Genomic DNA, 13,139 nt, shown 5'->3' with positions numbered 1-13,139 from the left:
GAGTCAGGTCCCTTCCGTCGTCACTTGGAGACGTTGACGGCCGGCGCGTCCTCGCCCAGGAGCTTGCCGTCCGAGGTCTCGAACTGCTGCTTGAAGCCGGCGATGGCGTCCGCGATCGACGTCAGGGTGTCGTCCGACATCTTGCCGCCGTCGGCGATGGAGGTGAGGAGGTCCTTGCGCTCGCGGCGCAGGTGCTCCAGCAGCTCCGACTCGAAGCGACGGATGTCGTTGACCGGGACGTCGTCCATCTTGCCGGTGGTGCCGGCCCAGACGGAGACGACCTGCTCCTCGACGGGCATCGGCTGGTACTGGCCCTGCTTGAGCAGCTCGACCAGGCGCTTGCCGCGCTCCAGCGAGGCCTTCGACGCGGCGTCCAGGTCGGAACCGAAGGCGGCGAACGCCTCCAGCTCACGGTACTGGGCGAGGTCCAGGCGCAGACGGCCCGAGACCTGCTTCATGGCCTTGTGCTGGGCGGAGCCACCGACGCGGGAGACCGAGATACCGACGTTCAGCGCCGGGCGCTGGCCCGCGTTGAACAGGTCGGACTCCAGGAAGCACTGGCCGTCGGTGATGGAGATGACGTTGGTCGGGATGAACGCCGACACGTCGTTCGCCTTGGTCTCGACGATCGGCAGACCGGTCATCGAACCGGCACCCATGTCGTCGGAGAGCTTCGCGCAGCGCTCCAGCAGACGGGAGTGCAGGTAGAAGACGTCACCCGGGTAGGCCTCGCGGCCCGGCGGGCGGCGCAGCAGCAGCGACACGGCGCGGTAGGCGTCGGCCTGCTTCGACAGGTCGTCGAAGATGATCAGGACGTGCTTGCCGGCGTACATCCAGTGCTGGCCGATGGCGGAACCGGTGTACGGCGCCAGGTACTTGAAGCCGGCCGGGTCGGACGCCGGGGCGGCGACGATCGTCGTGTACTCCAGCGCGCCGGCGTCTTCCAGGGCGCCGCGAACGGACGCGATGGTCGAGCCCTTCTGGCCGATGGCGACGTAGATGCAGCGGACCTGCTTGTTCACGTCGCCCGAGCGCCAGTTGTCGCGCTGGTTGATGATCGTGTCGACGGCCAGGGCGGTCTTACCCGTCTGGCGGTCGCCGATGATCAGCTGACGCTGGCCGCGGCCGACCGGCACCATCGCGTCGATGGCCTTGTAGCCGGTCTGCATCGGCTCGTGGACCGACTTGCGGACCATGACGCCGGGGGCCTGCAGTTCGAGGGCGCGGCGGCCCTCGGTCGCGATCTCGCCGAGACCGTCGATCGGGTTGCCGAGCGGGTCGACAACGCGGCCGAGGTAACCCTCGCCGACGCCTACGGAGAGCACCTCACCGGTGCGCTGCACCGGCTGGCCCTCCTCGATACCGCTGAACTCGCCGAGGACGACCGCACCGATCTCGCGCTCCTCAAGGTTGAGGGCGAGACCGAGGGTGCCGTCCTCGAACTTCAGCAGCTCGTTCGCCATGGCGGAGGGCAGGCCCTCCACCTTCGCGATGCCGTCGCCGGCAACGCTGACCGTTCCGACCTCCTCGCGCGAGGCCGCGTCCGGCTGGTACGACTGGACGAAGTTCTCCAGTGCGTCCCGGATCTCCTCCGGCCGGATCGTGAGCTCCGCCATCTGGGTTCCCTGCTCTCCTTGTTGGGCCTGAAGCTTCTTAGGGGTCTGGGGGCGACCCCCAGGAATCTTCTGCAAGTTCTGCACGGCCCAACCGGGCCGCTAGGAATGCTTTTGTTCTGTGCTTGGTGGCTGGTCAGCCGGCCATGCGGCGGGTCGCCTCGGAGAGGCGGTCCGCGATGGTGCCGTCGATGACCTCGTCGCCGACTCGCACCGAGATCCCGCCGAGGACCTCGAGGTCCACGTCGAGGTTCAGGTGCATCTGGCGGCCGTACAGCTTGGCCAGTACCGCACCGAGACGCTGCTTCTGCACGTCGCTGAGCACGACCGCGGTGGTCACGGTGGCGACCATGCGGTCACGGCGCTCGGCGGCGAGCTTGGAAAGGGACTCCAGTCCCGCTTCCAGGCTACGTCCACGCGGCTGCGTGACGAGACGGACGACCAGGCGCTCGGTGACGGCGTTCGCCTTGCCGCCGAGCAGGCTGCGCAGCAGCTCGCTCTTGGCCGCGCCGGTGGCCGTGCGGTCGGTGAGCGCGGAGCGCAGCTCGGTGCTCGAAGAGACGATCCGGCCGAACCGGAACACCTCGTCCTCGACGTCGTCGAGCGCGCCCGACTGCTGGGCCGCCGTGAGGTCGGCGGTGGCCGCCAGCTCCTCCAGCGAGTCCACCAGGTCGCGGGACTGCGACCAGCGGGACCGCGCCATGCCGGACACCAGGTCGAGGGTCTCCCCGCCCACCTGGCCCGTCAGCAGGCGGCCCACCAGCTCGGCCTTGGCCTCGCCGGACTGCGCCGGGTCCGTGATGACCCGACGCAGCGAGACCTCACGGTCGAGCAGCGCGGTGACGGCAGCCAGCTCACCGGCGAGCTTCGCCGCGTCGACGGACGTGCTGTCCGTCAGCGCATCGAGACGCTCGCGTGCGGAGGCCAGTGCCTCGCGGCTCGCTCCGTTCATCGGGCGGCCTCGGCCTTCTCCTCAAGCTCGCTGAGGAAACGGTCGATCGTGCGGCTCTGCCGGGCGTGGTCCTCAAGGGACTCGCCGACGAGCTTGCCGGCCAGGTCGGTGGCGAGCTTGCCCACGTCCTGGCGCAGCGCCTGAGAGGCGGCCTTGCGGTCGGCCTCGATCTGGGCGTGACCGGCAGCGATGATCTCCTCACGCTGCCGCTGGCCCTCTGCGCGCAGTTCTTCCTTGAGCGCAGTGCCCTGCTCCAGCGCGTCCTGGCGCAGGCGCGCGGCCTCGTGCCGGGCTTCGGCGAGCTGGGCCTTGTACTGCTCCAGCACGCTCTGGGCCTCGGTCTGAGCGGCTTCTGCCTTTTCGATACCGCCTTCGATGGCCTCGCGACGCTCGTCCAGAACCTTGTTGATGTTCGGGAGGAGCTTCTTCGCGAGGAAGCCGAAGACGATGACGAAGGCGATCAGACCGATGACGAGCTCGGGGAGCGGCGGGATCAGAGGACTCTGAATTTCCTCGGCCGCGAGAACCATGAGGTTCACATCAGTGCCTTTCGTCTAGTGGACTGGTCGTGAATCCGAAGATCACACGCCGTAGACGAACGGCATGACCAGACCGATGAGGGCGAGCGCCTCACAGAAGGCGAAGCCGAGGATCTGGTTGGCGCGGATCAGACCGGCCGCCTCGGGCTGACGAGCGAGAGCCTGGGTGCCGTTACCGAAGATGATGCCGACGCCGACGCCGGGGCCGATGGCAGCGAGGCCGTAACCGATGGAGCCGAGGGAGCCGGTGACGGCAGCAAGGGTCTGGGACATGCCAGTTCTTCCTTCTCTTTCACGGACCGGTGGGGGTTGGCCACCGGACGAATAAGGGACTCAGGGAGCGGGTATCAGTGGTGCTCGGCGAGCGCGCCCTGAATGAAGCTGCAGGCCAGGAGGACGAAGACGTACGCCTGGACAGCCTGGATGAAGAGCTCGAAAGCGGTCATCACCAGGACCATGATGAACGAGACGCCCGCGTAGGCGATTCCGATGCCGTTCAGCAGGTACCAGCTGGCGATCGTGAAGAGCAGCAGCAGGGTGTGACCGGCGAACATGTTCGCGAACAGTCGGACCGCGTGGGTGAAGGGGCGGACCAGGACGTTCGAGAAGAACTCGATGACCATGACCATCGGCAGGACCGGGCCGAGCGACTTGTCGTAGCCCGTCAGGTTCTTGAAGCCGCCGACGAAGCCGTGACGCTTGAACGTCACGCTCATCCAGATCACGTACACGATGGCCGCGAGGCCGGCGGGGTACGCGATGATCGCGGTCACCGGGAACTGGGCCAGCGGAATGATGGACCAGAGGTTCAGGACCCAGACGAAGAAGAACAGCGAGACCATCAGGGGGACGTACTTCTCGCCCTCCTTCTTGCCCAGCGTCTCGTAGACGATGCCGCGGCGCACGAAGTCGTAGCCGGCCTCGGCGACCATCTGGAGCTTGCCCGGGACCACCTTCGGCTTGCGGAAGGCCGCCCAGAAGAAGGCGAGGATGACGACCGATCCGAGGAGGGCCAGCAGCATCGTCTTGTTGAAGTAGATGTTGCTGTCCGCGTCGCCGAAGATCGGCTCGAACAGGAACGAGTGCAGGCCGGGAGCCGGGAAGCCACAACCGTCGAAGATGTGGCAGTCGGTCTCGAAGGCGAGCACCGTCGTCGGGTCAGCACTCACCGCGGGCTCCTTCAGCGTGGCGCATAGGTACGGCAACCTCGTTGTGTCGGCGCGGCGCACAGCCGCTGGTCGGCACTGGACTGGTGTTACGGGTGTGGGGGCGGCGTTCAGGCATCGAGCCTCGCGATGGGACAGGCGTCAGCTCAGATGCCCGCGCCCGCAGTGCCGCAGTTGGCACCGGACGATAGCAGGATCTCGAACGCCCGCTTATCCCGGCCCTACCCTTCACGGCGTCGGCCCCGAATTCCCGGGCTTGTCGCCCTTCATCGAGTCCGGTTCGACGTAAAGGATCTTGGCCTTCATGTGCGCACGCGTCTGTGCGCCGATCCACACCAGGGTGGTGGCGACGAGCGTGACGGCGAAGGCCTTGGGGTGGAACAGCGTGGTGTTCTTGAACGCCGCGACAAAGACGAAGAGCAGCAGGATCTGGGCCGTGTAGAGCATGAGCCCCATGGCCTGGAAGAGGTGCGGTAGCGACTTCGCGGTGCGCTGCAGAACGACGAATCCGATGCCCATGAACAGAATCACGACCAGCGTCGCGACAACGGCTCCGACCGCGCCTTTGCCGCCGACGACCAGCGCGCTGATCACTGCGGCGAGAGCGCCGGCGACAGCTGTGGGTACGGCGGCTTGCAGCAGGGATCGGACGTCATCAGACCGCATGGCGGGTTGCTCCGCGTGGTGGTGGGGGCATGGGACTCGTACGGGACGAGCGTAAGCCCGGTCCGAGTGTGAGCCTCGGGCCAATGGACCGTCGCACTACGGTCCTTCGGCTCTGTCGCCGGGTTTAGTGAACGGTATCACAAACTATTTGATGAGAGCTTTACCTGCCAGGTGTGCCGACTGTCACACATGAGAGTGACCCTGCGCGTGTGTGCGCGACACACAGCCGACTTGTCTGCTAAAGGGCTTCCATGTCGGACATGCTCCCGGAGGGTCAGCGGTTCGACTCGGCCTTACGCCGGTCGGGGAAGCGCGAACGGGGTCCCACGGCGGTCGCCCCGTTGACGCCGGAGACACCCGCGACGACGGGCCTGAGGGGCTCCGGCTCCGTCGCCGGCGCCTCCTGCGCGGCCGCCTCGGCGGCGGCTTCCGCGGCCCGCGCCGCATGCCGGTACCGGGGCGGAACCAGCCCCTCCGCCCAGCGCGGAGCGCGCGGGGTGAAGCGCGGCAGGAGCAGCAGGATCAAGCCGACGGCGCTCAGGATGGCCAGCGCCAGCACGATCCACATCGAGGCGGAGTGCACCGAGTAGGCCACCGCCCCGAAGGCGATCAGCCCTGACCAGAAGTACATGATCAGCACCGCGCGGCTGTGGGAGTGCCCGAGTTCCAGCAGCCGGTGGTGCAGGTGGCCCCGGTCGGCCGCGAACGGCGACTGGCCCTTCCAGGTCCGCCGCACGATGGCGAGGACCAGGTCGGCCATCGGGATCGCGATGATCGTCAGGGGCAGGATCAGCGGGATGAAGACGGGGAACATCGCGTGCGTCGCGTTGCGCTCGCCACCCGCGAACAGCGCCATCGTGTCGGGGTCCACCTGGCCGGTGATGGAGATGGCGGAGGCGGCCAGCACCAGGCCGATGAGCATCGACCCGGAGTCCCCCATGAAGATCCGCGCGGGGTGCATGTTGTGCGGCAGGAAGCCCAGGCACATGCCCATCAGGATCGCGGCGAAGAGCGTCGCGGGCGCGGCCGCCTCGATGCCGTAGCCGAACCAGATCCGGTAGGTGTAGAGGAAGAAGGCCGCGGCGGCGATGCACACCATGCCGGCGGCCAGGCCGTCCAGCCCGTCCACGAAGTTCACCGCGTTGACGGTGATCACGACGAGGGCGACGGTGAGCAGGGTGCCCTGCCACTGGGTCAAGGCCACCGTGCCGAGTCCCGGTACCGGGATCCACAGGATGGTCAGGCCCTGCATGACCATCACGCCGGCGGCGATCATCTGCGCGCCCAGCTTGACCAGGGCGTCGAGTTCGAACTTGTCGTCGAGCACGCCGATCAGCCAGATCAGGGCGGCCCCGGAGAGCAGGGCCCGCGGCTCGTTCGACAGCTCGAAGACGCCGTTGAGGTTCTGCAGGTGGTCCGCGACCAGCAGGCCCGCGCACAGGCCGCCGAACATGGCGATGCCGCCGAGTCGCGGGGTGGGCTCGCGGTGCACGTCACGGGCCCGGATCTCCGGCATGGCCCCGACCGCGATCGCGAACTTCCGCACGGGCCCGGTCAGCAGGTAGGTCACCGCGACCGTGACGCAAAGCGTCAGCAGATATTCACGCACGGGCTGCCCCAGATGTATCGCCGGCCATCTCAGCCCCACACATTAGCTGCGATGTTCCCAGTGCCGAGGACGCGAGGGGGCCGTATCCCGGTTGCGGTACGCCCTGCTTGTCCTGATTACTGCCCGTACGGGGGAAATTCGCGCACCAGCTCGTTGACCTCCGCACGGGTCCTCGCCGCCTCTCCGTGCAGTGCGGCCGCGAACAGCTCCGCGATCCCGGGCATCTGCGCCTCCCCCATCCCCTGGGTGGTGACGGCCGCGGTCCCCAGCCGGATCCCGCGCTGGTCGCCGTACGGCAGGGCGCAGGTGTCCAGTACGATCCCGGCCGCCGCCAGCCGGCCCCGGGCCGTCGGACCGTCCACGCCCAGGGGCGCCGGGTCGGCGGTCACGAGGTGGGTGTCGGTACCGCCCGTGGTGACGGTGAAGCCGAGGTCCGCCAGTGCCTGCGCCAGCGCCCGGGCGTTGGCCACGACCCGGTGGGCGTACGTGGCGAAGGCCGGAGCGGCGGCCTCGCCGAACGCCACGGCCTTGGCGGCGATGGTGTGCATCTGGGCGCCGCCCTGCGTGAAGGGGAACACCGCCCGGTCGATCCGCTCGGCGAACTCCGCGCCGCACAGGACCATCCCCCCGCGCGGCCCGCGCAGCACCTTGTGGGTGGTCGCGCACACGATGTCCGCGTACGGGACGGGGCTGGGCGCGGCGCCTCCCGCGACCAGGCCGATCGGATGGGCGGCGTCGGCGATCAGGTGGGCCCCGACCTCGTCGGCGATCTCCCGGAAGGCCGAGTACTCGACATGGCGGGGGTAGGAGATGGAGCCGCAGACGATCGCCTTGGGCCGGTGCGCGTGGGCGAGCTGCTGCACCTGCTCGTAGTCGATCAGCCCGGTCTCCGTGTCCACGCCGTACCCGATGAAGTCGAACCAGCGCCCGGAGAAGTTGGCGGGCGAACCGTGCGTGAGGTGGCCGCCGTACGGGAGCCCCATGGCCAGCACGGTGTCCCCGGGCCTGAGCAGTGCGGCGTAGGCGGCGAGGACGGCCGAGGAGCCCGAATGCGGCTGCACATTGGCGTGCTCGACCCCGAACAGCGCCTTCGCCCGCTCCACCGCGAGCTGTTCCGCCAGGTCGGCGTACTCGCAGCCGCCGTGGTAGCGGGAGCCGGGATAGCCCTCGGCGTACTTGTTGGCCAGCGGTGACCCGAGCGCGGCGAGGACGGCGGGAGAGGTGAAGTTCTCGGCGGCGATCAGCTGGAGCGTGCTCGCCTGCCGGTGCGCCTCCCCGGCCAGCACGTCGGCCATCTGCGGGTCCTGCTGCCGCAGCAGGTCCGTCGGCGGGGTGATGACGCTCATGGCGCGACTCCAGGGGTACCGGGTACCAGCCACTGTAGGCCCGCTCCCGGCTGTACGCCCTGCGGAACACGGCCGGCCCGTCGCGCGGCGCCGCAGCCGCCCGCCCACGGGGTCAGTGCGGGGCGGTGACGCCCGTCAGCGCCGTGACCACGGGGTCCAGCGCCTGATTGATCTCGTCGCCGATCGAGCGGAAGAAGGTGATCGGCGCCCCGTACGGGTCGTACACCTCGTCCGCGTCGGGCGTGGGGGCCAGCAGCCAGCCGCGCAGCGCGGCCGCCGCCCGCACCAGGGACCGCGCCCGCTCGGCCATGCCGTCGTCCAGCGGCGGCAGGGTGGCCGGATCTATCGCCCGCACCAGCCGGGTGAACTCTTTCAGCGTGAAGGTGCGCAGCCCCGCCGAGTGCCCCATGGAGATGACCTGGGCCCGGTGGTCGCGCGTGGCCGTCAGCACCAGGTCGGCGCGGATGACGTGCTCGTCGAGCAGCTCCCGCCCGGTGAACCCGCTGGCGTCGGCCCCGAAGTCCGCCAGCACCGCGGCCGCGTTCGCCTCCATCGGAGCGCCCTCGTGGCCCCAGGTGCCGGCGCTCTCCACGATGAGGTCGCCCGAGACGATGCCGCCGAGGCGGTGCGAGAGGGCGTGGCGCGTCAGCCGCTCGGTGATGGGCGAGCGGCAGACGTTGCCGGTGCTGACGTGGAGTATGCGGAAGGAGTCGCCCCCGGCCTCCGCCGAGAGGTGCCCCCCGGCTATGCCACGCCCCTCAGGGCTCACGGGGCCACCTCAAGGTCGGGTACGACCTCCCGCAGCTGGTCGGCGGTGAGCGCCCCTTCACGCAGCAGGACGGGCACCTTGCCGGTGACGTCGACGATCGACGACGGCTGGATGCCGGGCGTCGGCCCGCCGTCCAGGTACACGGACACGGAGTCCCCGAGCATCTCGCGCGCCGCGTCGCAGTCCTCGGGCGCCGGCTGCCCCGACAGGTTGGCCGAGGACACCGCCATCGGGCCGACCTCGGTCAGCAGCTCGATCGCGACGGGGTGCAGCGGCATGCGCACGGCCACGGTGCCCTGGGTGTCCCCGAGGTCCCACGCCAGCGACGGCTGGTGCCTGGCGACGAGGGTGAGCGCGCCCGGCCAGAACGCGTCGACCAGCTCCCACGCCTGCTCGGAGAAGTCCGTGACCAGGCCGTGCAGGGTGTTCGGGGAGCCGATGAGCACCGGCGTGGGCATGTTGCGGCCCCGGCCCTTGGCGGCCAGCAGCTCGTGGACGGCGTCCGGGCTGAAGGCGTCCGCGCCGATCCCGTACAGGGTGTCGGTGGGCAGCACGACGAGCTCGCCGCGGCGTACGGCGGAGGCGGCTTCACGCAGGCCCGTCTTGCGGTCCGTCGCGTCGTTGCAGTCGTATCGCCGGGCCATCAGCGGGCCTCCTCGTGCGGAAGGGGGGTGGCGGGGAGAGAAGTCGCGCGGGTCACGGCAGGGCCTTGCGGGCCGTCGCGAAGCGCGGGCGGTTGTTGAGGTCCGGGTGGTCGGCCGCGTCGGCCCAGCCCCGTTCCTCGGCGAAGATCCACGGCACCTGGCCGCCCTGGGTGTCCGCGTGCTCGATGACGACGATGCCGCCGGGCCGCAGCAGCCGGTGGGCGGTGCGCTCGATGCCGCGGATGGTGTCCAGGCCGTCCTCGCCCGAGAAGAGCGCCATCTCGGGGTCGTGGTCCCGGGCCTCGGGGGCGACGTACTCCCATTCGGTGAGCGGGATGTACGGCGGGTTGGAGATCACGAGGTCGACCTGGCCGTCGAGCTCCGGCAGGGCGCTCAGCGCGTCCCCCTGGTGCACGGTGACCCGGGAGTCGGCGGCGTTCTTGCGGGTCCAGCGCAGGGCGTCCTCGGACAGCTCGACCGCGTGCACGCGCGAGCGCGGCACCTCCTGCGCCATGGCGAGCGCGATGGCGCCGGAGCCGGTGCACAGGTCCACGATCATCGGCTCGACGACGTCCATGGCCCGGACGGCCTGTATGGCCCAGTCGACGACCGACTCGGTCTCGGGCCGGGGTACGAAGACCCCGGGGCCGACCTGGAGCTCCAGGTACCGGAAGAAGGCGCGGCCGGTGATGTGCTGGAGCGGCTCGCGGGCCTCGCGGCGGGCGACGGTCTCCCAGTAGCGGGCGTCGAAGTCCGTGTCCTTGACCTGGTGCAGTTCCCCCCGCTTGACGCCGTGCACGAAGGCCGCGAGCTCCTCCGCGTCGAAGCGCGGTGAGGGCACGCCGGCGGCGGCCAGCCGCTGAGTGGCTTGGGCCACTTCGGCAAGCAGCAAGTTCACGCTGGTCCTCCGGACTGCTGTCGTACGGGGGTCGGTACGGGGCATGGGTACCGCGTCGCCGCGGTACCGTGCGGCTCCGTCAGTGCGCGGCCGCGAGCTTGGCCGCGGAGTCGGCGTCGACACAGGCCTGGATGACCGAGTCGAGGTCGCCGTCGAGCACCTGGTCCAAGTTGTACGCCTTGAAGCCGGTGCGGTGGTCCGAGATCCGGTTTTCCGGGTAGTTGTACGTACGGATCTTCTCGGAGCGGTCAACCGAGCGCACCTGGCTGCGGCGCACGTCCGAGGCCTCCTGCTCGGCGGCCTCCTGAGCCGCGGCCAGCAGCCGCGAGCGGAGGATGCGCATGGCCTGCTCCTTGTTCTGGAGCTGGCTCTTCTCGTTCTGGCAGGAGGCGACCACACCGGTCGGCAGGTGCGTGATGCGCACGGCCGAGTCGGTGGTGTTGACGGACTGGCCGCCGGGGCCGGAGGAGCGGTACACGTCGATGCGGAGGTCGTTCATGTTGACCTCGACCTCGACCTCCTCGGCCTCCGGGGTGACGAGCACGCCGGCGGCGGAGGTGTGGATGCGGCCCTGCGACTCGGTGGCCGGGACCCGCTGGACGCGGTGCACGCCGCCCTCGTACTTCAGGCGGGCCCACACGCCCTGGCCGGGCTCGGTGGCGCCGTTGCCGCCCTTGGTGCGGACGGAGACCTGCACGTCCTTGTAGCCGCCGAGCTCGGACTCGGTGGCGTCGATGATCTCGGTCTTCCAGCCCACGCGCTCGGCGTAGCGCAGGTACATGCGCAGCAGGTCGCCGGCGAACAGCGCCGACTCGTCGCCGCCCGCGCCCGCCTTGACCTCAAGGAGCACGTCCTTGTCGTCGCTGGGGTCGCGCGGGACGAGCAGCAGCCGGAGCTTCTCGGTGAGCTCCTCGCGCTGCGCGGTCAGCTCCTTGACCTCGGCCGCGAAGTCGGGGTCGACCTGGGCGAACTCCTTCGCCGTCTCGATGTCCTCGGCGGACTGCTTCCAGGCACGGAAGGTCGCGACGATCGGGGTCAGCTCCGCGTAGCGCTTGTTCAGCTTGCGCGCGTTGGCCTGATCCGAGTGGACCGAAGGGTCGGCGAGCTTCTTCTCAAGATCGGCGTGCTCGCCGATCAATTCCTCGACCGCCTCGAACATCGGGGTACTCCTGGGGTAAATGTGCGGAACTGCGCGGGGTGGCGGAACGACGACAAAGGCGCCGGTCCGGCCGCCCCCGCGTGGTCAGGGGGCGGCCGGTGACCGGCGCCTGGGTCGCGCTACTTCTTGGCCGCACCCTTGCCGAAGCGGGCCTCGAAGCGGGCCACACGACCACCGGTGTCGAGGATCTTCTGCTTGCCCGTGTAGAACGGGTGGCACTCGGAGCAGACCTCGGCGCGGATGTTGCCGCTGGTCAGGGTGGAGCGGGTGGTGAACGACGCGCCACAGGTGCAGCTGACCTGGGTCTCGACGTACTCGGGGTGGACTTCGCGCTTCAAGGTGTCTCCTAGTTTCGGGAGGGCGCCGGGTCGCAGGAGCCGAATTGCGCACTGCGTGAACCGGGGCCGACAGACCAGTCTGCCAGGACCGGGCTGCCTGTCAAAATTCTGAGGACGCCTCCCTCAACGGAGGGGGCCCCGCATCTATTCCGGCCGCCCCGGGAGGCTCCCCGCGAGGCCGTCCTCAGCGGACGACCGAACCGGCGCCGCCCTTGTCCCCGGCCGAGTCCGCCGTGGCCTCGGCCGGGATCGGCCGGTCCGCCAGCAGCGCGTCCCAGACCAGTCGCGACGCCTTCGTGAGCGGGACCACCCGGTTGGGATCGGCGGGGTCGGCGGCCACCGGCAGGGTGACCATCCGCATGTCCTGGGCGCCGATGCCCTTGAGGCCCTGGGCGAATGAGGCGAGGGACTTCACGTCGCCGAGCGCCTTGTCGGTGGTGAGGGCCTTGGTGGCGGTGTCGGCGAGGCCGAGCAGCCGCTTGGGGTCGTCGAACACGCCGACCCCCTGGACCTGCGTGATCAGGGCCTTGATGAAGGCCTGCTGGAGCTGTATCCGGCCCAGGTCGCTTCCGTCGCCGACGCCCTTGCGGGTGCGGACCAGGCCCAGGGCCTGCTCGCCGTCCAGCCGGTTCGTACCGGCCGCCAGGTCGAGGTGGCTGGCGGAGTCCTTGATCGGCGCCGTGGTGGTCACCTCGACGCCGCCGAGGCTGTCGACGATCTTCTTGAAGCCCGTGAAGTCGACCTCGATGTAGTGGTCCATGCGGATCCCCGACATCTTCTCGACGGTCTTGACCGCGCAGGCGGCCCCGCCGACGGTGTACGACTCGTTGAACTGCTCGCGCGGGCCCCCGGGGTCGCTCTTGCCGCCCGGGGTGGAGCAGGAGGGGCGGGCCACCATGGTGTCCCGGGGTATCGATATGACGGCGGCCTGCCGGCGGCCCTCGTAGAGATGGACGACCATCGCGGTGTCGGAGCGCGCCGAGCCGCCGTCGTCCCGGCCGTACGCGCCGTTCGCCCCGCCGCGGGAGTCGGACCCGAGGACGAGGATGTCCATCGAGCCGTTGTCGAGGTTCTGCGGCCGGTCGGCTCCCAGCGCCTGGTCGATGTCCACGGTCTTCAGGTTGCCGTTGAGCTTGACGTAGAAGTAGCCGACGCCCGCGCCACCGAGCAGGACCACGCCCGCGGCGGTCCACGCGGCGACGGCGAGGGCCCGGCGGCGCTTGGCCGGTTTCCGCCGGCGGCCCCCCGCGCCGCCGCGGCCTCGGCCGGTGCTGTCCTGGCTCATGCTCTCCTCAGTCCTGAGTCCGGTCCCCGCGACCCGTGTCCGCCCTCGGTGCTTCCTGGATGCGTCCTCGGTGCTCCCTCGGTGCGCTGACAGAGACGACCGGTTCCGTTCCAGGGTTCCACGCGGACCGGGCGCTCCGGACGCATGCCGCATGT

At 69.8% G+C, this 13,139-nt stretch carries 14 protein-coding genes; all 14 read right to left on the bottom strand.

Features of this window, described 5'->3' with window-relative positions; genetic code table 11:
- Positions 1-20 precede the first annotated feature (20 nt).
- Positions 21-1,616 carry a F0F1 ATP synthase subunit alpha gene (gene atpA / locus ACFWUQ_RS04680; RefSeq protein WP_384532722.1) on the bottom strand — a complete coding sequence of 532 codons (1,596 nt, stop codon included), beginning with the start codon at positions 1,614-1,616 and terminating at the stop codon, positions 21-23.
- 133 nt (positions 1,617-1,749) lie between these two features.
- Positions 1,750-2,565, bottom strand: a complete 816-nt coding sequence (locus tag ACFWUQ_RS04675) for a F0F1 ATP synthase subunit delta (RefSeq protein WP_384532720.1) — start codon at positions 2,563-2,565, stop codon at positions 1,750-1,752.
- Positions 2,562-3,095 (bottom strand): F0F1 ATP synthase subunit B, encoded by a 534-nt coding sequence (locus tag ACFWUQ_RS04670; RefSeq protein ID WP_384532808.1) that lies wholly within the window; start codon positions 3,093-3,095, stop codon positions 2,562-2,564. The genes ACFWUQ_RS04675 and ACFWUQ_RS04670 overlap by 4 nt, the downstream gene beginning before the upstream one ends.
- A gap of 51 nt (positions 3,096-3,146) precedes the next feature.
- The gene (gene atpE, locus ACFWUQ_RS04665; RefSeq protein WP_384532717.1) at positions 3,147-3,377 is read right to left on the bottom strand and encodes an ATP synthase F0 subunit C; all 231 of its coding nucleotides are present in this window, start codon (positions 3,375-3,377) and stop codon (positions 3,147-3,149) included.
- 74 nt (positions 3,378-3,451) lie between these two features.
- On the bottom strand, positions 3,452-4,288 hold the full coding sequence (gene atpB / locus ACFWUQ_RS04660) for a F0F1 ATP synthase subunit A (RefSeq protein ID WP_384532806.1): 837 nt from the start codon (positions 4,286-4,288) through the stop codon (positions 3,452-3,454).
- A 210-nt stretch (positions 4,289-4,498) separates the two neighbouring features.
- A complete protein-coding gene (locus tag ACFWUQ_RS04655) occupies positions 4,499-4,936 on the bottom strand; it encodes a hypothetical protein (RefSeq protein ID WP_384532715.1) in 438 nt (145 codons plus the stop codon).
- 274 nt (positions 4,937-5,210) lie between these two features.
- Positions 5,211-6,545: an MraY family glycosyltransferase gene (locus tag ACFWUQ_RS04650; RefSeq protein ID WP_384532712.1), complete on the bottom strand. Its 1,335-nt coding sequence runs from the start codon at positions 6,543-6,545 to the stop codon at positions 5,211-5,213.
- A gap of 116 nt (positions 6,546-6,661) precedes the next feature.
- A complete protein-coding gene (gene glyA, locus ACFWUQ_RS04645) occupies positions 6,662-7,891 on the bottom strand; it encodes a serine hydroxymethyltransferase (protein WP_384532710.1) in 1,230 nt (409 codons plus the stop codon).
- A 112-nt stretch (positions 7,892-8,003) separates the two neighbouring features.
- Positions 8,004-8,660: a protein-tyrosine-phosphatase gene (locus ACFWUQ_RS04640; RefSeq protein WP_384532707.1), complete on the bottom strand. Its 657-nt coding sequence runs from the start codon at positions 8,658-8,660 to the stop codon at positions 8,004-8,006.
- Positions 8,657-9,304, bottom strand: coding sequence for an L-threonylcarbamoyladenylate synthase (locus ACFWUQ_RS04635; RefSeq protein WP_384532704.1), 648 nt, complete (start codon positions 9,302-9,304; stop codon positions 8,657-8,659). Before ACFWUQ_RS04635 ends, ACFWUQ_RS04640 begins: the two co-directional genes overlap by 4 nt.
- A gap of 52 nt (positions 9,305-9,356) precedes the next feature.
- Positions 9,357-10,202 (bottom strand): peptide chain release factor N(5)-glutamine methyltransferase, encoded by an 846-nt coding sequence (gene prmC / locus ACFWUQ_RS04630; protein ID WP_384532701.1) that lies wholly within the window; start codon positions 10,200-10,202, stop codon positions 9,357-9,359.
- A gap of 79 nt (positions 10,203-10,281) precedes the next feature.
- Entirely contained in the window at positions 10,282-11,361 is a 1,080-nt protein-coding gene (prfA, locus tag ACFWUQ_RS04625) for a peptide chain release factor 1 (protein WP_384532699.1), read from the bottom strand.
- Between the two features lie 119 nt (positions 11,362-11,480).
- The gene (gene rpmE, locus ACFWUQ_RS04620) at positions 11,481-11,699 is read right to left on the bottom strand and encodes a 50S ribosomal protein L31 (protein ID WP_384532697.1); all 219 of its coding nucleotides are present in this window, start codon (positions 11,697-11,699) and stop codon (positions 11,481-11,483) included.
- A gap of 184 nt (positions 11,700-11,883) precedes the next feature.
- Positions 11,884-12,984 carry an LCP family protein gene (locus ACFWUQ_RS04615; RefSeq protein ID WP_384532695.1) on the bottom strand — a complete coding sequence of 367 codons (1,101 nt, stop codon included), beginning with the start codon at positions 12,982-12,984 and terminating at the stop codon, positions 11,884-11,886.
- Between the last annotated feature and the right edge of the window lie 155 nt (positions 12,985-13,139).

The sequence above is a fragment of the Streptomyces sp. NPDC058662 genome (assembly GCF_042716255.1).
Taxonomy (GTDB): Bacteria; Actinomycetota; Actinomycetes; order Streptomycetales; family Streptomycetaceae; genus Streptomyces.
Note: the sequence above shows the minus strand (reverse complement) of the source record. Positions and strands in the feature narration are given on the sequence as shown.

What these genes read in the sequence shown, in the direction of transcription:
- atpA (WP_384532722.1), bottom strand. Translation starts at nt 1,616, where the DNA reads ATGGCGGAGCTCACGATCCGGCCGGAGGAGATCCGGGACGCACTGGAG.
- ACFWUQ_RS04675 (WP_384532720.1), bottom strand. Translation starts at nt 2,565, where the DNA reads ATGAACGGAGCGAGCCGCGAGGCACTGGCCTCCGCACGCGAGCGTCTC.
- ACFWUQ_RS04670 (WP_384532808.1), bottom strand. Translation starts at nt 3,095, where the DNA reads ATGGTTCTCGCGGCCGAGGAAATTCAGAGTCCTCTGATCCCGCCGCTC.
- atpE (WP_384532717.1), bottom strand. Translation starts at nt 3,377, where the DNA reads ATGTCCCAGACCCTTGCTGCCGTCACCGGCTCCCTCGGCTCCATCGGT.
- ACFWUQ_RS04655 (WP_384532715.1), bottom strand. Translation starts at nt 4,936, where the DNA reads ATGCGGTCTGATGACGTCCGATCCCTGCTGCAAGCCGCCGTACCCACA.
- glyA (WP_384532710.1), bottom strand. Translation starts at nt 7,891, where the DNA reads ATGAGCGTCATCACCCCGCCGACGGACCTGCTGCGGCAGCAGGACCCG.
- ACFWUQ_RS04635 (WP_384532704.1), bottom strand. Translation starts at nt 9,304, where the DNA reads ATGGCCCGGCGATACGACTGCAACGACGCGACGGACCGCAAGACGGGC.
- prfA (WP_384532699.1), bottom strand. Translation starts at nt 11,361, where the DNA reads ATGTTCGAGGCGGTCGAGGAATTGATCGGCGAGCACGCCGATCTTGAG.
- ACFWUQ_RS04615 (WP_384532695.1), bottom strand. Translation starts at nt 12,984, where the DNA reads ATGAGCCAGGACAGCACCGGCCGAGGCCGCGGCGGCGCGGGGGGCCGC.